We start from the raw sequence: 16,854 nt of genomic DNA, 5'->3' as shown, positions 1-16,854 counted from the left end.
CCTGATCTGTTAATCTATGAAAAAGAAGGAATAAATGACAATTGAAAAAACCAATTATTGAATTCAAAAACGTCTCTAAAGTTTTTGAAGACAACAACACCAAGGTTCTCAAAGACATCAACTTTGAGTTGGAAGAAGGGAAATTCTATACCCTTCTAGGCGCATCTGGTTCAGGGAAATCAACTATCCTTAACATCATTGCAGGTTTACTGGATGCGACGACAGGAGATATTTTACTGGACGGTGTCCGCATCAATGACATCCCAACCAACAAGCGAGATGTGCATACGGTCTTCCAATCCTATGCCTTGTTTCCACATATGAATGTGTTTGAAAATGTTGCTTTTCCACTTCGCTTGCGTAAAATTGACAAGAAAGAAATCGAGCAGCGCGTAGCGGAAGTTCTCAAGATGGTTCAGTTGGAAGGTTACGAAAAACGTTCCATCCGTAAACTCTCTGGAGGACAACGTCAGCGTGTGGCTATTGCCCGTGCCATCATCAACCAACCCCGTGTGGTTTTGTTGGACGAGCCTTTGTCAGCGTTGGACTTGAAATTAAGAACAGATATGCAGTATGAGCTGCGTGAACTGCAACAACGATTGGGAATCACCTTTGTTTTTGTTACTCACGATCAGGAAGAAGCTTTGGCTATGAGTGACTGGATTTTTGTCATGAATGATGGCGAGATTGTCCAGTCTGGAACGCCAGTGGACATCTACGATGAGCCAATTAACCACTTTGTTGCCACCTTTATCGGTGAGTCAAATATCTTGCCAGGAACCATGATTGAGGACTACTTGGTTGAGTTTAACGGCAAACGCTTTGAAGCGGTTGATGGGGGGATGAAGCCAAATGAACCTGTCGAGGTCGTGATTCGTCCAGAGGACTTGCGTATTACCCTTCCTGAAGAAGGCAAGCTCCAAGTTAAGGTCGATACCCAGCTTTTCCGTGGGGTGCACTATGAAATTATCGCCTATGACGAACTTGGGAATGAATGGATGATCCACTCAACCCGTAAGGCCATCGTGGGTGAGGAAATCGGTCTGGACTTTGAACCAGAAGACATCCATATCATGCGTCTCAACGAAACTGAAGAAGAGTTCGATGCTCGTATCGAAGAATACGTAGAAATTGAAGAGCAAGAAGCAGGTCTGATCAATGCAATCGAGGAGGAAAGAGATGAAGAAAACAAGCTCTAAACTCTTTGTAGTGCCCTACATGCTTTGGATTGCCCTCTTTGTCCTGGCACCCTTGGTCTTGATTTTCGGTCAATCCTTTTTCAACATCAAAGGCCAGTTCAGTTTAGAAAATTATAAATCTTACTTTGCGTCACAAAACTTGACCTACCTCAAAATGAGCTTTAACTCCGTGCTTTATGCAGGAATTGTGACCTTTGTGACCCTCCTTATCAGCTATCCAACAGCCCTCTTTTTGACCCGTCTCAAGCACCGTCAACTCTGGCTCATGCTGATTATCTTGCCTACTTGGATCAATTTGCTCCTCAAAGCTTATGCCTTTATTGGGATTTTTGGTCAAAATGGCTCTATTAACCAATTCCTTGAATTTATCGGAATCGGTTCACAACAGTTGCTCTTTACCGATTTCTCCTTTATTTTTGTCGCAAGCTACATCGAGCTTCCCTTTATGATTTTGCCGATTTTCAATGTCTTGGACGATATGGATAACACTCTCATCAATGCCAGCTACGACCTTGGTGCGACCAAGTGGGAAACCTTCCGTCATGTCATCTTCCCTCTATCTATGAACGGAGTGAGAAGTGGGATCCAATCGGTCTTTATCCCAAGTTTGAGTCTCTTCATGCTGACCCGTTTGATTGGTGGGAACCGCGTTATCACCTTGGGGACTGCCATTGAGCAGAACTTCCTGACCAATGACAACTACGGTATGGGTTCAACCATCGGTGTGATTCTCATCCTGACCATGTTCATCACCATGTGGGTGACTAAGGAAAGGAGAGAACGATGAAAAAATTTGCCAACCTTTATCTGGGACTGGTCTTTCTTGTCCTCTACCTGCCGATTTTTTACTTGATTGGCTATGCCTTTAATGCAGGCAACGACATGAATAGCTTTACAGGCTTTAGCTTGAGCCATTTTAAAACCATGTTTGGCGATGGTCGCCTCATGTTGATTGTGACTCAGACCTTTTTCTTGGCCTTCCTGTCAGCCTTGATTGCGACCATTATCGGGACTTTTGGTGCCATTTACATCTATCAGTCTCGTAAGAAATACCAAGAAGCCTTTCTATCACTCAATAATATCCTCATGGTTGCGCCTGACGTTATGATTGGTGCCAGCTTCTTGATTCTCTTTACCCAACTCAAGTTTTCACTTGGCTTTTTGACTGTTCTCTCTAGTCACGTGGCCTTCTCCATTCCTATCGTGGTCTTGATGGTCTTGCCTCGACTCAAGGAAATGAACGGTGACATGATTCATGCGGCCTATGACCTTGGTGCCAGTCAATTTCAGATGTTTAAGGAAATCATGCTTCCTTACCTGACACCGTCTATCATTGCAGGTTACTTCATGGCCTTCACCTATTCGCTAGATGACTTTGCCGTGACCTTCTTTGTAACGGGAAATGGCTTTTCAACCCTCTCAGTCGAGATTTACTCTCGTGCTCGGAAGGGGATTTCGCTAGAGATCAATGCCCTGTCTGCCCTTGTCTTTCTCTTTAGTATTATCCTGGTTGTTGGATATTATTTTATCTCACGTGAGAAGGAGGATCAAGCATGAAAAAACTCTATTCATTTTTAGCAGGAATTGTAGCCATTATCCTGGTCTTGTGGGGAATTGCGACGCATCTAGATAGTAAAATCAATAGTCGAGATAGTCAAAAACTGGTCATTTACAACTGGGGTGATTATATCGATCCTGAACTCTTGGAGAAATTCACAGAAGAAACAGGAATCCAAGTCCAGTACGAGACTTTTGACTCCAATGAAGCCATGTATACAAAGATTAAGCAGGGTGGAACGACCTATGATATTGCCATTCCTAGTGAATACATGATTAACAAGATGAAGGACGAAGATCTCTTGGTTCCGCTTGATTATTCAAAACTTGAAGGTCTTGAAAATATCGGACCAGAGTTTCTCAACCAGTCCTTTGACCCAGGCAATAAATTCTCCATTCCTTACTTCTGGGGAACCTTGGGAATTGTCTACAATGAAACCATGGTAGATGAGGCGCCTGAGCATTGGGATGACCTCTGGAAGCCAGAGTATAAGAACTCTATCATGCTCTTTGATGGGGCGCGTGAGGTGCTGGGACTCGGACTAAATTCCCTCGGCTATAGCCTTAACTCCAAGGATACCCAGCAGTTGGAAGAGACAGTAGATAAGCTCTACAAGCTGACTCCAAATATCAAGGCTATTGTGGCAGACGAGATGAAGGGCTACATGATTCAGAATAACGCTGCAATCGGTGTGACCTTCTCTGGTGAAGCCAGCCAAATGCTAGAAAAAAATGAAAACCTACGCTATGTGGTACCGACAGAAGCCAGCAACCTTTGGTTTGACAATATGGTCATTCCCAAAACAGTCAAAAACCAAGATGCCGCCTATGCCTTTATCAACTTTATGTTGAAACCTGAAAATGCACTCAAAAATGCAGAGTATGTCGGCTATTCAACACCAAACCTACCAGCTAAGGAATTACTCCCAGAGGAGAAAAAAGAAGATAAAGCCTTCTATCCAGATGCTGAAACCATGAAACACCTAGAAGTTTATGAGAAATTTGACCATAAATGGACAGGCAAATATAGCGACCTCTTCCTACAGTTTAAAATGTATCGGAAGTAGGAGAACGTAAGAAAACGAATCAGTCAAGCTGGTTCGTTTTTTAAAAAATAAAAGGCAATTTTTGTAACGGTATCTTTTTCTATTCTAGTTGCTTATTTTCTTTCCCAGTAGTATACTAAGTTTAACCATACAGAAAGCGGTAACAAATAATGAAAATATCTACTTTTTTCAAAAAATTTTTTTGGCCAGCCTTTTTGACTGTTCAGCAAACTGTTATACTATTCTCTCTAAAGGATGGTTTGGATCGACAATACCTAACAACTGATTCCATACATTTGGTGATAGGGTTCTTTATATTTGTAAATTTTTTCGAAGCTATCTTTAACAATTCAAAACTTTGGAATAAAAGTTGGGATAAAAAGAGTGATAGTAGTAAGAAAAAATATGTTCTGAAAAAGTAATCTGAGATGTAGGAAATGGGTTATTAAATGGGTATCATTTCCAGTTGACGCAGACTTAAAAAAACGTTATAATAAGAAAGTTGAGAATTGATTTTCACTTGTCTTAGTCCAGAGAAATGGCGGTGCTGCGAGCCATCTAAGCTAGAAAGTCATGCTACTCAATCATACAATTGCATAAGAATAAGAGAATGACAAGTTCATTGAATGAAGGTGGTACCGCGGTTTTTCGCCCTTCGTGATATGAGCTTGTCTTTTGATTTTTGGAGGTGTTGATGAAAACATTTCTTGTCAAACAAAAGTTTCGTCTTGGAGGCGAACGCTTCGCTATCAAGGATGACAGGGGAGAAATCGCCTATCAGGTAGAGGGATCATTTTTTAAGATTCCCAAAACTTTTACCATCTATGACGTTAATGGTGAACAGGTCAGTCAGATTAGTAAAGAAATCTTAACCTTGCTTCCTCGTTTTGAGATTCAGCTTCGGGATGGCTCGAGTTTTGTCATTCGTAAGAAGTTGACCTTCTGGCGAGATAAGTATGAGTTTGATAATCTAGGGCTTCGTATCGAGGGTAATATATGGGATTTGAATTTCAAATTGCTGGATGATCGTGATCAGTTGATTGCGGAAATCAGGAAAGAACTCTTCCATCTGACCTCTACTTATAACGTAACAGTTATTGAGGACGCTTATGCAGACCTAGTCATTTCCCTCTGTGTCGCGATTGACTATGTGGAGATGCTGGAAAGCCAATCACATTAAACAAGTAAATAAGGAGACAATATGAAACAACTATCTAGTGCACAAGTACGCCAAATGTGGCTTGATTTCTGGGCGACCAAAGGTCACTCTGTAGAACCATCAGTGAGTTTGGTTCCTGTAAATGATCCAACTCTTTTGTGGATCAACTCAGGGGTAGCAACTCTTAAGAAATATTTTGACGGGACTATTATCCCTGAAAATCCACGTATTACCAATGCTCAAAAGGCTATCCGTACCAACGACATCGAAAACGTAGGGAAGACTGCACGTCACCATACCATGTTTGAAATGTTGGGGAACTTCTCTATCGGTGATTACTTCCGTGACGAAGCCATCACTTGGGCTTATGAGCTTTTGACAAGCCCTGAATGGTTTGATTTCCCAGCTGAGAAACTTTACATGACCTACTATCCAGATGATAAAGATTCTTACAACCGCTGGATTGAAGTGGGAGTGGACCCAAGTCACTTGATTCCAATCGAGGACAACTTCTGGGAAATCGGTGCAGGACCTTCTGGACCAGATACAGAAATCTTCTTTGACCGTGGAGAAGCCTTTGACCCAGAAAATATCGGTCTTCGCCTTCTTGCAGAAGATATCGAAAACGACCGTTACATCGAAATCTGGAACATCGTTTTGTCACAATTTAATGCAGATCCTGCTGTTCCTCGTAGCGAGTACAAGGAATTGCCACACAAGAACATTGATACGGGCGCTGGTTTGGAGCGTTTGGTGGCAGTTATCCAAGGGGCTAAGACCAACTTTGAAACAGACCTCTTCATGCCGATCATTCGTGAAGTGGAGAAATTGTCTGGTAAGGTCTATGACCAAGATGGCGACAACATGAGCTTCAAGGTCATCGCTGACCACATCCGTTCTCTTTCATTTGCCATCGGTGATGGTGCCCTTCCTGGAAATGAAGGTCGTGGTTACGTCCTTCGTCGTCTTCTCCGTCGTGCTTCTATGCATGGTCAAAAATTGGGAATCAACGAGCCTTTCCTTTACAAACTCGTTCCAACCGTTGGAAAAATCATGGAAAGCTACTACCCAGAAGTGCTTGAAAAACGTGACTTTATCGAAAAAATCGTTAAGAGCGAAGAAGAATCATTTGCGCGTACTCTTCACTCAGGTCAACACTTTGCCCAAGGCATTGTAGCAGACTTGAAAGAAAAAGGTCAATCTGTCATTGCTGGTTCAGATGTATTCAAACTTTATGACACTTATGGATTCCCAGTTGAATTGACTGAAGAAATCGCTGAAGAAGCTGGTATGACTGTAGACCGTGAAGGTTTTGAAGCAGCTATGAAAGAACAGCAAGAACGTGCGCGTGCGTCAGCTGTTAAAGGTGGTTCAATGGGTATGCAAAATGAAACCCTTCAAAACATCACTGTAGAAAGTGTCTTCAACTACAATGCTAGCCAATTGCCTTCTAAGTTGGTGGCTATCGTGGCTGACAATGCAGAAGTAGAAGCTGTATCAGAAGGAACTGCCTCACTTATCTTTGCGGAAACGCCATTCTATGCTGAAATGGGTGGACAGGTAGCTGACCATGGACAAATCTTGGATGGGTCAGGCAAGGTTGTAGCTACTGTGACAAATGTTCAAAAAGCTCCAAACGGACAAGCTCTTCACACGGTTGAAGTTCTTACACCGCTTGCCTTAAACCAAGAATACACTTTGGCAATTGATACAAATCGTCGTCACCGTGTCATGAAAAACCACACTGCTACTCACTTGCTCCATGCGGCTCTTCACAATATCCTTGGCAGCCATGCAACTCAGGCAGGTTCGCTTAATGAAGTAGAATTCCTTCGCTTTGACTTCACTCACTTCCAAGCAGTAACTGCTGAAGAACTTCGTGCCATTGAACAGCAAGTTAACGAGAAAATTTGGGAAGCTCTTGAAGTGAAGACAGTTGAAACAGATATTGACACTGCTAAGGAAATGGGTGCTATGGCCCTCTTTGGTGAGAAATACGGTAAGGAAGTCCGTGTTGTTACTATCGGTGACTACTCTATCGAGCTTTGTGGTGGTACCCACGTTGGCAATACTTCTGAGATTGGACTCTTCAAGATTGTCAAAGAAGAAGGTATTGGATCAGGAACTCGCCGTATCTTGGCAGTGACTGGTAAGGAAGCCTTTGAAGCCTACCGTGAACAAGAAGACGCTCTTAAAGCTGTCGCAGCAACCTTGAAAGCACCTCAAGTCAAGGAAGTTCCTCACAAAGTAGAAGGACTTCAAGAACAACTTCGTCAACTTCAAAAAGAAAATGCTGAATTGAAAGAAAAAGCCGCAGCTGCAGCCGCAGGCGATATCTTCAAGGATGTGAAGGAAGTCAATGGTCACCGTTACATTGCTAGTCAAGTTTCTGTATCAGATGCAGGTGCTCTTCGTACTTTTGCGGATAACTGGAAACAAAAAGACTACTCTGATCTTCTTGTCCTAGTTGCTGCTATCGGTGACAAAGTCAATGTCCTTGTAGCAAGCAAGACAAAAGACCTTCATGCTGGAAACCTTGTCAAAGAATTGGCACCAATCGTCGATGGACGTGGTGGTGGTAAACCAGACATGGCCATGGCAGGAGGAAGCAACCAAGCTAAGATTCAAGAATTGTTGGATGCAGTAGCAGGTAAATTGTAATCAAGTAAAGATCTATCCATTTGGGTAGGTCTTTTTTTGAATACAAAAAAGCCAAATCCGATTGGACCTGGCTTTATAATCATTGGCAATTAGATTGTATTAGCTGCCCAGACACTTACCGAAGCAGCTGAGACTGGGAATTGTCCATAGCCTTCCTCATCAATTGTAACTTGACCTTGGTGGTTTTCAAGTAAATCTACAAAGGTTTGGTTAGCCCATTCTTGGCCGACAAACATTGACTTGCTGTTTTCTTGGTCATTTGAGATAAGGACTGCGATTGGGGATTGATTTTCAGCACCTGAGCGTACCCAACCGATACAGTTAGCATCATCAAAGTAGTCATTTTGTTCTCCATAAGCCAAATCTTTTCGGATAGCTAGGAGGCGGTCAAGGACTTCTTTGAAATCTTGCTGAGCATATTGCCCTGAAATCCCATAGTAGTCTCCGTAAAAGACACATGGAAGGCCGTCTTGACGTAATAGAATGAGAGTATAGGCTGCTGGTTTGAACCATTCTTCAACAGTAGACTCAAGAGCCTGACCACGTTGGGTATCGTGGTTGTCGACAAAGGTTACAGCCTTGTAAGGTTTGAGTTCAACCAAGCTATCTGTGAAAATACCACGAAGGTCATAGTTTGCGCCAGCTTGACTGGCTTCAAAGAGATTCTGATGAAGACGAACATCAACAAGGTCGAATCGTTCTTCCGTTTTTTCAAGATAGTCTAGATTGGCTTCCTTGTCAGGATTCCAGAATTCACCAAAAACATAGAAATCCTCACCGTATTTTTCCTTCATATCACGGATAAAATTGCTCATGAAGAAAGAGTCAATGTGTTTAACGGCATCCAAGCGGAAACCAGCTACACCAGTCGTTTCCATGAACCAGTCAGCCCAGTCATAGATATTTTGGATGACTTCAGGATGTTTAAAGTCTAGGTCGGCATACATGAGGTAGTCGTAGTTTCCGTTTTCGTTATCGACCAATTCCTCGTTAGCCCAGCCTTTATTGTCACCTTGGATCAGATAAATCCCAGACTTACGGCGTTTGGCATCGTAGTCTGTACCGGTGAAGTGGTACCAGTGCCAGTGGAAGTCATTGTATGTATCTTGGCGACCATCGAAGGTAAAGCTAGTCCAGCCATTGATTGTGAAGGGGTCTCCAAGCTCAACTGTACGGTCTACAGGATCCACCTCAATAACCTGAAAGGCTTCCATGTGATCAGCAGCAGCCTTGTGATTGAGCACCACATCAGCCATAGGCTGGATTCCCTGCGCTTTTAGAGCTTGAATGGCTTGAAGATAATCTTCTTTAAAACCATACTTGGTGCGGACAGTTCCTTTTTGATTAAACTCTCCTAAGTCAAATAAGTCATAGACACCATAGCCTACATCTTTTTCATTGGTTGCCTTAAAAGCTGGTGGCATCCAGACATGGCTAATACCGAGATCAGCTAAGTGTTGAGCATCTTCAGCTAGACGCGTCCAGTGCTGGCCGTCGTGGGGGAGATACCATTCAAAGTATTGCATAAGTGTTTGATTTTGCATGATTTTTCCTCTTACTTGTCAATCTTGTTCTTTATTCTATCATAAAGTATCTCTTGACTCAAACGTTTGCGTAATACTAAATAATAAGTTTTTGACTATTTTATATAAAATGTTGATTTTTAAAATGAAAGCGCTATAATAATAGTAAATTACATAGATAAAGATAGGAGTCAGCCCATGATTGAATTTCAAAATGTTAGTAAGTTGTATGGTGATAAAGCGGCTTTGAGCAATCTCAATCTGCAGATTGAAAATGGAGAGATTATGGGCTTGATTGGCCATAATGGTGCTGGGAAATCGACCACTATAAAATCCCTAGTCAGTATCATTTCACCCAGCAGTGGTCGTATTTTGGTTGACGGTTTAGATTTATCGGAAAATCGCTTGACTATCAAACGAAAGATTGGCTACGTTGCAGACTCGCCTGACTTATTTTTACGTTTAACGGCCAATGAATTTTGGGAATTGATTGCTTCATCCTATGATTTGAGCAGCTCTGACTTGGAGGCTAGTCTAGATAGGCTATTGAAGGTTTTTGATTTTGCTGAAAACCGTTATCAGGTTATTGAAACCCTTTCTCACGGAATGCGTCAGAAAGTCTTTGTCATCGGGGCACTCTTGTCTGATCCTGATATTTGGGTCTTGGACGAACCCTTGACTGGTTTGGATCCCCAGGCTGCCTTTGATTTGAAGCAAATGATGAAGGAACATGCACAAAAAGGTAAGACAGTCTTGTTTTCAACCCATGTCCTCGAGGTAGCTGAGCAAGTCTGTGATCGGATTGCAATCTTGAAAAAGGGGCATTTGATTTATTGTGGTAGTGTAGAGGACTTGAGAAAAGACCACCCAGACCAGTCTTTGGAAAGTATCTACCTTAGCCTTGCTGGTAGAAAAGAGGAGGGTGAAGATGCGTTTCAAGGTCATTAAAAAATTAGTTGATATCAATATCCTCTATTCATCTAAAGAAGCGAATCTGGCTAACCTACGAAAGAAGCAGGCTAAGAACCCTGGGAAAAAAGTAAATGTTTCCGCTAGAGTCCTAAGTTCTTACATTTTTTCTAGCCTCTTGATGCTACTTTTGTTTATAAATATAGCCTTTCATTTTCCTTTTGAGGAAATGCCAAGTCTTTTTAGTACCATGGTTGCTATTTTACTGGTGCTTGCCTTTTCAACGGCTTTCACTGCCTTTTACAATGTCTTTTATGAGAGTAAGGATTTGGCCTCCTATAGTCCCTATGCCTTTAAAGAATCAGAGATTATAATCGCTAAAGGACTGTCTGTCCTCTTGCCAGCTCTAACTGGAATTGTACCAACCCTAGCTTATTTTCTAGTCCTCTACATTAGGTTAGCTCCTTCTCTTTGGCTGGGCTTGCCTTTGATGCTGCTGTCCTTGGCCTTATTATTTGTCTCTGTTACTTTAGTGATGGTAGGGGTAGTGCATTTCTTGGCTCAAACTACCGTTTTTAGAAAGTATCAGTCTATTTTTGCCAATGTGATGATTGGGATTGGGGTTCTCATACCTTTATTATTTGTCTTCCTTCTACAGTCGACTTCTAGAGATATAGTTGACAGAGTTAGAGATATTCCATTTCTCCTTTATCCTATTCATCTCTTTTACAAAATAGCAGTGGAGCCTTTTTCGACAGAGGCCATACTGGGTCTGCTCGCTTGGATAGCTTTAACTGTTTTCTTGCTTTATCTGACCAAAAAGAAGGTTTTTCCTCATTTTTATGACGTGATTCTGCTTAACAGTGAGGAGAAGGTCAAAAAAGAACGTCGCAGTAAAGAGGGGATTTCAAGAACTAAAAAGGGATTTTTCCGCATGGTTTTGCGCTACAACCTCTCCCTCTTGGGACAGGGGACTGGCGTGATTACAGTACTTTTTACAAGTGCGTTCCTTCCCTATCTCATGATGATTGGTCCGATTTCCACAATCCGAGATTCTCAGTTAGTTCCAGACGTTCATCCTCGATACTGGTTACCCTTGTTTTTCGTGGGAATGTTTATAGCAGTTGTCAATAACAATATCACCAGCCTTCCTTCAATTGCCTTATCCTTGGAGAGGGAAAATGTTGATTTTCTGAAGAGTTTACCCTTTGACTTTGCTCGTTATGTGAAAGTGAAATTTTGGATTATCTTTGCTGTCCAGTCCTTTTTACCTATCTTGACTTTACTTGGTCTTTCCCTTTATTTAGGATTGCCTATCCTTTCGATGATTTACCTTCTTGTGGCATGGGTTCTTGCCAGTGTCAGCCTTTCTTGCCACCATTATTTTAAAGATATGAAAAATCTGTCAACCAATTGGAGTAGCATTACGGACCTGGTGAATCGTTCAAAAGGTATAGTCACAATGGTTTTGATTATTATTTATAGTGCTATCTTATTGATTTCAACTATTGTGAGCGTATACTTGCTTCAGTCTCTTTCCCCTGTCCTTGCCATCAGCTTGGGAGTAGGAGCTCTTATCCTCCTGCTTGGTCTTGCTATATTTAGCTATCATTACTACCTGTCACGGATATTGTTAGAGATAGAAAAAAGATAAGGTTGTTGGTCGCTTGCTTGATAAATTTTATAAAAAGAAATGCTCCTCCACGATGGAAGAGCATCTTTTATTGTTATTCTCACACAATTACTTCCTAAGTTTTTATTAGTATTAGTATACCATTTTTTAAAACTAGAGTAAAAAAGCAAGGGTAGTTTCTTTTTTGAGAATTGTCACAAAATTTGCTATAATAGTGACTATGAATAGAATAAGAGTTAGCAAAAGGGTTGAAAAGAAGCTCGCCAAAGGTCTGGTTTTACTAGAAGCCAGTGATCTTGAGAATGTCAATCTTAAGGATCAGGAAGTAGAAGTGCAGAGTCAAGAAGGAACCTTTCTTGGGACTGCCTACCTTTCTCAGCAAAACAAGGGCTTGGGCTGGTTTGTCAGCACAGACAAGGTGACCTTCAATCAAGCTTTCTTTGAAACGCTGTTTAGACAAGCTAAAGAAAAGAGAAGTGCCTACTATCAAGATGAATTGACAACTGCCTTTCGTCTCTTCAACCAAGAGGGAGATGGCTTTGGCGGTCTGACAGTGGACCTTTATGGCGACTATGCTGTCTTTTCTTGGTATAACTCTTATGTTTATCAGATTCGCAAGGTTATCTCAGAAGCTTTTAGACAGGTTTTTCCTGAGGTTTTAGGGACCTATGAGAAGATCCGTTTTAAGGGTTTGGACTATGAATCTGCCCATGTTTATGGCCAAGAGGCGCCTGACTTTTTCACTGTTTTGGAAAATGGTGTCCTCTATCAAGTCTTTATGAACGATGGCTTGATGACAGGGATTTTCCTAGATCAGCACGAGGTTCGTGGTAGTCTAGTGGATGGGTTGGCTATGGGTAAATCCTTGCTCAACATGTTTTCCTACACAGCAGCCTTTTCAGTAGCTGCGGCCATGGGAGGAGCAAGCCAGACTACTTCGGTTGACCTAGCTAAACGTTCACGAGAATCGTCTCAAGCGCATTTTCAGGCCAATGGAATCAGCACAGACGACCATCGTTTTATAGTCATGGATGTTTTTGAGTATTTCAAGTATGCTAAGCGAAAAGGCTTGACCTATGATGTGATTGTCCTAGATCCGCCTAGCTTTGCTCGGAACAAAAAACAAACTTTCTCTGTGGCCAAGGATTATCATAAGTTGATTTCCCAGAGTCTTGAGATTTTAAATCCGGGCGGTATTATTATTGCCAGCACCAATGCTGCCAATGTATCCCGCCAGAAATTTACAGAACAAATTGATAAAGGCTTTGCAGGAAGAAGTTACCAGATTTTAAACAAATACGGTCTTCCAGCAGATTTCGCCTATAATAAAAAAGATGAAAGTAGTAATTACCTCAAGGTGATTAGTATGAAGGTTAGTAAATGAAATTAATCGTTTCAGTAATGCCAAGAAGTTTAGAGGAGGCCCAGGCTCTGGATGCCACGAGGTACCTGGATGCCGACATCATTGAATGGCGTGCCGACTATCTGCCTAAAGAAGCGATTTTGCAGGTAGCTCCAGCTATTTTTGAAAAATTTGCAGGTCGTGAGTTGGTTTTCACTCTGCGAACTCGCGCTGAAGGGGGAGAAATTGACCTTTCTCCGGAAGAATATATCCATCTAATCAAGGAAGTGGCGCAACTCTATCAACCAGACTATATTGATTTTGAGTACTACAGCTACAAGGATGTCTTTGAGGAAATGCTGGACTTCCCAAATCTCGTTTTGAGTTACCACAATTTCCAAGAAACACCTGAAAATATGATGGAAATCTTGTCAGAGTTGACGAGCCTAAATCCAAAACTTGTTAAGGTTGCGGTGATGGCTCACACAGAGCAGGATGTCTTAGACTTGATGAACTATACACGAGGATTTAAAACCCTCAATCCTGAACAGGAATATGTGACCATTTCTATGGGCAAGGTGGGTAAGGTCTCTCGTATCACTGCGGATGTGACTGGTTCTAGCTGGTCCTTTGCTAGCCTAGATGAGGCCAGTGCCCCAGGTCAGATTTCCCTAGCTAACATGAAAAAAATCAGGGAGATTTTGGATGAAGCTTGATGGCTATACACGTTTAGCAGCAGTTGTTGCCAATCCTATTAAGCATTCTATTTCCCCCTTCATCCACAATAGGGCCTTTGAGGCTACAGCTACCAACGGTGTTTATGTGGCTTGGGAGATTGATGCAGCTGACTTGGCAGAAACAGTGGCCAATATTCGCCGCTACCAGATGTTTGGAATTAACCTTTCTATGCCCTATAAGGAGCAAGTGATTCCTTATTTGGATGGGCTGAGCGATGAAGCGCGCTTGATCGGTGCGGTTAATACGGTTGTCAATGAGAATGGCAATTTAATTGGATATAATACAGATGGCAAGGGATTTTTTAAGAGCTTGCCTTCTTTTACAATTACAGGTAAAAAGATGATCCTGCTGGGTGCAGGTGGTGCGGCCAAATCAATCTTGGCACAGGCTATTTTGTATAGCGTCAGTCAGATTTCTGTCTTTGTTCGTTCAGTTTCTATTGAAAAAACAAGACCTTACCTGACCAAGTTACAGGAGCAGACAGGCTTTAAAGTTGACTTGTATGCTTTAGAAGATGTTCCTGAACTGCAAGCAAGGATTACTGAGTCGGATTTGCTGGTCAATGCGACCAGTGTGGGAATGGATGGTCAATCATCCCCAGTTCCTGAAAGCATCAATTTGCCAGAAACTATCTTGGTGGCAGATATTATTTACCAACCCTTTGAAACACCATTTTTAAAATGGGCCAGAAGTCAGGGTAATTCAGCCGTCAATGGTCTGGGAATGTTGCTCTATCAAGCTGCAGAAGCTTTTCAACTGTGGACAGGCAAGGAAATGCCAACAGAAGAGATTAGGCAGTCCTTAGCAGAAAAATACCAATAAAAAAGGAGATTCTCCTATGAAAATCAGAATTGATATTCCTCATCATCCTTATGATATTCAGATTGAAAAAGGTTGTCTGGCTCAGGCTGGTCAATGGTTGCTAGAACTCTGGCAACCACAGAAGGTGGTCATTGTAACAGACAATCATGTAGCCTCTCTCTATGCAGAGAAGGTCAAACTCAGCCTAGAAGATGCTGGTTTTCAGGTAGCAGTTTTTGACTTTTTAGAAGGGGAAGAAAGAAAGAATTTAACCACTGTTCAGAAAGTCTATGAATTTTTAGTTAAGCAGGGATTGACTCGTAGCGATGGAATCGTGGCTCTCGGAGGTGGTGTCGTTGGGGACCTGGCTGGTTTTGTAGCCTCTACCTATATGCGGGGTATTCATTTTGTTCAGATACCGACTAGCTTGACAGCCCAAGTGGATTCTTCTATCGGTGGAAAGACAGGTGTTAATACTCCATTTGCTAAAAATATGGTGGGTACCTTTGCCCAACCAGATGGGGTTCTGATTGACCCACTTGTTCTTGAAACCCTCGGAAAAAGAGAGTTGATTGAAGGGATGGGTGAGGTTATCAAGTATGGCTTGATTGAGGATCCAGAACTGTGGGCTCTTTTGACGGAGCTGGATGGTTCTGTTGAGAGCATTCTGGAACATGCGGAGACTTTGATTGAGCATTCTTGTCAGGTCAAGCGTAAGATGGTAGTTGAGGATGAGTTGGACAATGGTGTTCGCCTTTACCTCAATTTTGGCCATACTATTGGTCATGCCATTGAAGCGACGGCCGGTTATGGCAAGGTCATGCATGGAGAAGCTGTGGCCATGGGTATGGTACAGATTTCCAAGGTTGCTGAGGAAAAAGGTCTCATGCCAGCTGGCATTACCCAGTCCATTACAGAAATGTGTCAGAAATTTGGCTTGCCTGTTGATTATGAAAACTGGGATGTTGACAAGCTTTATCAAGCTCTTACTCATGACAAAAAAGCGCGTGGCAATACCTTGAAATTGGTCTTGGTACCAGAACTCGGTTCAGCGACTATTCACCCAGTTTCTCTGGAAGAGATGAAAGACTACTTGGTAAAATAAGGAGAGTGTATGAGATATTTAACAGCAGGAGAATCACACGGCCCCCGTCTGACGGCTATCATTGAAGGAATTCCAGCTGGACTTCCTTTGACAGCTGAGGATATCAATGGGGACCTTAAACGCCGTCAGGGTGGCTACGGTCGTGGCGGACGTATGAAGATTGAGAGCGACCAAGTTGTCTTTACTTCAGGCGTTCGCCATGGAAAGACGACAGGGGCGCCTATTACCATGGATGTCGTCAATAAGGACCACCAAAAATGGCTGGATATTATGACTGCGGAAGACATTGAAGAACGCCTTAAAAGCAAACGAAAAATCACCCATCCTCGTCCAGGTCACGCCGACTTGGTTGGGGGTATCAAGTATCGTTTTGATGATTTGCGAAATTCTTTGGAGCGTTCATCAGCTCGTGAAACTACTATGCGGGTAGCAGTGGGAGCAGTAGCCAAGCGCCTCTTGGCTGAGCTGGATATGGAGATTGCCAACCATGTCGTAGTCTTTGGTGGCAAGGAAATCGATGTTCCTGAGAATCTCACAGTTGCTGAGATTAAGGAAAGAGCTGCCCAGTCTGAAGTTTCTATTGTCAACCAAGAACGGGAACAAGAAATCAAGGATTATATTGACCAAATCAAACGTGACGGTGATACCATCGGTGGGGTTGTTGAGACAGTCGTCGGAGGTGTCCCAGTTGGTCTTGGTTCCTATGTCCAATGGGACAGAAAATTGGATGCAAGATTGGCACAAGCTGTTGTCTCTATCAATGCCTTTAAAGGGGTGGAATTTGGTCTTGGCTTTGAAGCTGGTTATCGTAAAGGCAGCCAAGTCATGGATGAAATTCTCTGGTCTGAAGAAGACGGCTATACTCGCCGTACCAACAATCTAGGGGGCTTTGAAGGTGGTATGACTAATGGGCAACCCATCGTTGTTCGTGGTGTCATGAAACCCATTCCTACTCTCTACAAACCACTTATGAGTGTGGATATCGAAACCCATGAACCCTACAAGGCAACTGTTGAAAGAAGTGATCCGACCGCCCTTCCAGCTGCAGGTGTAGTTATGGAAGCCGTTGTGGCAACGGTTCTGGCACAAGAAATCCTCGAAAAATTCTCATCAGATAATCTTGAGGAACTAAAAGAAGCGGTAGCCCAACACCGAGACTATACAAAGAACTATTAAGGAGT

General features: G+C 42.5%; 15 protein-coding genes. 14 read left to right on the top strand and 1 reads right to left on the bottom strand.

The features are described from left to right. Positions 1–41 precede the first annotated feature (41 nt). The 7 genes from D8837_RS01085 to alaS all read left to right on the top strand — a co-directional run bounded on the left by D8837_RS01085 (position 42) and on the right by alaS (position 7,622). Positions 42–1,199, top strand: coding sequence for an ABC transporter ATP-binding protein (locus D8837_RS01085; RefSeq protein WP_125455913.1), 1,158 nt, complete (start codon positions 42–44; stop codon positions 1,197–1,199). Beyond that, positions 1,180–1,986 (top strand): ABC transporter permease, encoded by an 807-nt coding sequence (locus tag D8837_RS01080; RefSeq protein WP_125455912.1) that lies wholly within the window; start codon positions 1,180–1,182, stop codon positions 1,984–1,986. Before D8837_RS01085 ends, D8837_RS01080 begins: the two co-directional genes overlap by 20 nt. After that, a complete protein-coding gene (locus D8837_RS01075) occupies positions 1,983–2,756 on the top strand; it encodes an ABC transporter permease (RefSeq protein ID WP_125455911.1) in 774 nt (257 codons plus the stop codon). Before D8837_RS01080 ends, D8837_RS01075 begins: the two co-directional genes overlap by 4 nt. After that, positions 2,753–3,823: an ABC transporter substrate-binding protein gene (locus D8837_RS01070; RefSeq protein ID WP_000737952.1), complete on the top strand. Its 1,071-nt coding sequence runs from the start codon at positions 2,753–2,755 to the stop codon at positions 3,821–3,823. The genes D8837_RS01075 and D8837_RS01070 overlap by 4 nt, the downstream gene beginning before the upstream one ends. Before the next feature lie 149 nt (positions 3,824–3,972). Then, entirely contained in the window at positions 3,973–4,224 is a 252-nt protein-coding gene (locus D8837_RS09795; RefSeq protein ID WP_033686764.1) for a hypothetical protein, read from the top strand. Positions 4,225–4,496: 272 nt separating this feature from the next. Continuing rightward, positions 4,497–4,982, top strand: coding sequence for an LURP-one-related/scramblase family protein (locus tag D8837_RS01060; RefSeq protein ID WP_033686763.1), 486 nt, complete (start codon positions 4,497–4,499; stop codon positions 4,980–4,982). A 21-nt stretch (positions 4,983–5,003) separates the two neighbouring features. Next, the gene (gene alaS, locus D8837_RS01055) at positions 5,004–7,622 is read left to right on the top strand and encodes an alanine--tRNA ligase (RefSeq protein ID WP_033686762.1); all 2,619 of its coding nucleotides are present in this window, start codon (positions 5,004–5,006) and stop codon (positions 7,620–7,622) included. An 89-nt stretch (positions 7,623–7,711) separates the two neighbouring features. Here alaS and D8837_RS01050 read toward each other — a convergent pair whose 3' ends face one another. Beyond that, positions 7,712–9,166 carry an alpha-amylase gene (locus D8837_RS01050; protein WP_125455910.1) on the bottom strand — a complete coding sequence of 485 codons (1,455 nt, stop codon included), beginning with the start codon at positions 9,164–9,166 and terminating at the stop codon, positions 7,712–7,714. Positions 9,167–9,343: 177 nt separating this feature from the next. Here D8837_RS01050 and D8837_RS01045 point away from each other — a divergent pair, with 177 nt between their 5' ends. The 7 genes from D8837_RS01045 to aroC all read left to right on the top strand — a co-directional run bounded on the left by D8837_RS01045 (position 9,344) and on the right by aroC (position 16,849). Further along, the gene (locus D8837_RS01045; protein WP_004259818.1) at positions 9,344–10,093 is read left to right on the top strand and encodes an ABC transporter ATP-binding protein; all 750 of its coding nucleotides are present in this window, start codon (positions 9,344–9,346) and stop codon (positions 10,091–10,093) included. Next, entirely contained in the window at positions 10,074–11,708 is a 1,635-nt protein-coding gene (locus D8837_RS01040; RefSeq protein WP_049487320.1) for a hypothetical protein, read from the top strand. Before D8837_RS01045 ends, D8837_RS01040 begins: the two co-directional genes overlap by 20 nt. A 199-nt stretch (positions 11,709–11,907) precedes the next feature. Continuing rightward, positions 11,908–13,071: a class I SAM-dependent rRNA methyltransferase gene (locus D8837_RS01030; protein ID WP_185755631.1), complete on the top strand. Its 1,164-nt coding sequence runs from the start codon at positions 11,908–11,910 to the stop codon at positions 13,069–13,071. Further along, entirely contained in the window at positions 13,068–13,745 is a 678-nt protein-coding gene (aroD, locus tag D8837_RS01025) for a type I 3-dehydroquinate dehydratase (RefSeq protein WP_042900899.1), read from the top strand. Before D8837_RS01030 ends, aroD begins: the two co-directional genes overlap by 4 nt. Then, positions 13,735–14,589, top strand: coding sequence for a shikimate dehydrogenase (locus D8837_RS01020; protein ID WP_125455909.1), 855 nt, complete (start codon positions 13,735–13,737; stop codon positions 14,587–14,589). Before aroD ends, D8837_RS01020 begins: the two co-directional genes overlap by 11 nt. A gap of 16 nt (positions 14,590–14,605) precedes the next feature. Beyond that, the gene (gene aroB / locus D8837_RS01015) at positions 14,606–15,673 is read left to right on the top strand and encodes a 3-dehydroquinate synthase (protein WP_125455908.1); all 1,068 of its coding nucleotides are present in this window, start codon (positions 14,606–14,608) and stop codon (positions 15,671–15,673) included. 9 nt (positions 15,674–15,682) lie between these two features. Then, positions 15,683–16,849: a chorismate synthase gene (gene aroC / locus D8837_RS01010; RefSeq protein WP_125455907.1), complete on the top strand. Its 1,167-nt coding sequence runs from the start codon at positions 15,683–15,685 to the stop codon at positions 16,847–16,849. Positions 16,850–16,854: the final 5 nt, after the last annotated feature.

It is taken from the genome of Streptococcus mitis (genome assembly GCF_003942965.1).
GTDB lineage: Bacteria > Bacillota > Bacilli > Lactobacillales > Streptococcaceae > Streptococcus > Streptococcus mitis_BH.
The sequence above is the reverse complement of the archived record's forward strand: the minus strand, read 5'-3'. Positions and strand labels throughout refer to the sequence as shown.

Coding starts and splice junctions, on each gene's coding strand:
- D8837_RS01080 (WP_125455912.1), top strand. CDS start 1,180: ATGAAGAAAACAAGCTCTAAACTCTTTGTAGTGCCCTACATGCTTTGG.
- D8837_RS01075 (WP_125455911.1), top strand. CDS start 1,983: ATGAAAAAATTTGCCAACCTTTATCTGGGACTGGTCTTTCTTGTCCTC.
- D8837_RS01070 (WP_000737952.1), top strand. CDS start 2,753: ATGAAAAAACTCTATTCATTTTTAGCAGGAATTGTAGCCATTATCCTG.
- D8837_RS09795 (WP_033686764.1), top strand. CDS start 3,973: ATGAAAATATCTACTTTTTTCAAAAAATTTTTTTGGCCAGCCTTTTTG.
- D8837_RS01060 (WP_033686763.1), top strand. CDS start 4,497: ATGAAAACATTTCTTGTCAAACAAAAGTTTCGTCTTGGAGGCGAACGC.
- alaS (WP_033686762.1), top strand. CDS start 5,004: ATGAAACAACTATCTAGTGCACAAGTACGCCAAATGTGGCTTGATTTC.
- D8837_RS01050 (WP_125455910.1), bottom strand. CDS start 9,166: ATGCAAAATCAAACACTTATGCAATACTTTGAATGGTATCTCCCCCAC.
- D8837_RS01045 (WP_004259818.1), top strand. CDS start 9,344: ATGATTGAATTTCAAAATGTTAGTAAGTTGTATGGTGATAAAGCGGCT.
- D8837_RS01040 (WP_049487320.1), top strand. CDS start 10,074: ATGCGTTTCAAGGTCATTAAAAAATTAGTTGATATCAATATCCTCTAT.
- D8837_RS01030 (WP_185755631.1), top strand. CDS start 11,908: ATGAATAGAATAAGAGTTAGCAAAAGGGTTGAAAAGAAGCTCGCCAAA.
- aroD (WP_042900899.1), top strand. CDS start 13,068: ATGAAATTAATCGTTTCAGTAATGCCAAGAAGTTTAGAGGAGGCCCAG.
- D8837_RS01020 (WP_125455909.1), top strand. CDS start 13,735: ATGAAGCTTGATGGCTATACACGTTTAGCAGCAGTTGTTGCCAATCCT.
- aroB (WP_125455908.1), top strand. CDS start 14,606: ATGAAAATCAGAATTGATATTCCTCATCATCCTTATGATATTCAGATT.
- aroC (WP_125455907.1), top strand. CDS start 15,683: ATGAGATATTTAACAGCAGGAGAATCACACGGCCCCCGTCTGACGGCT.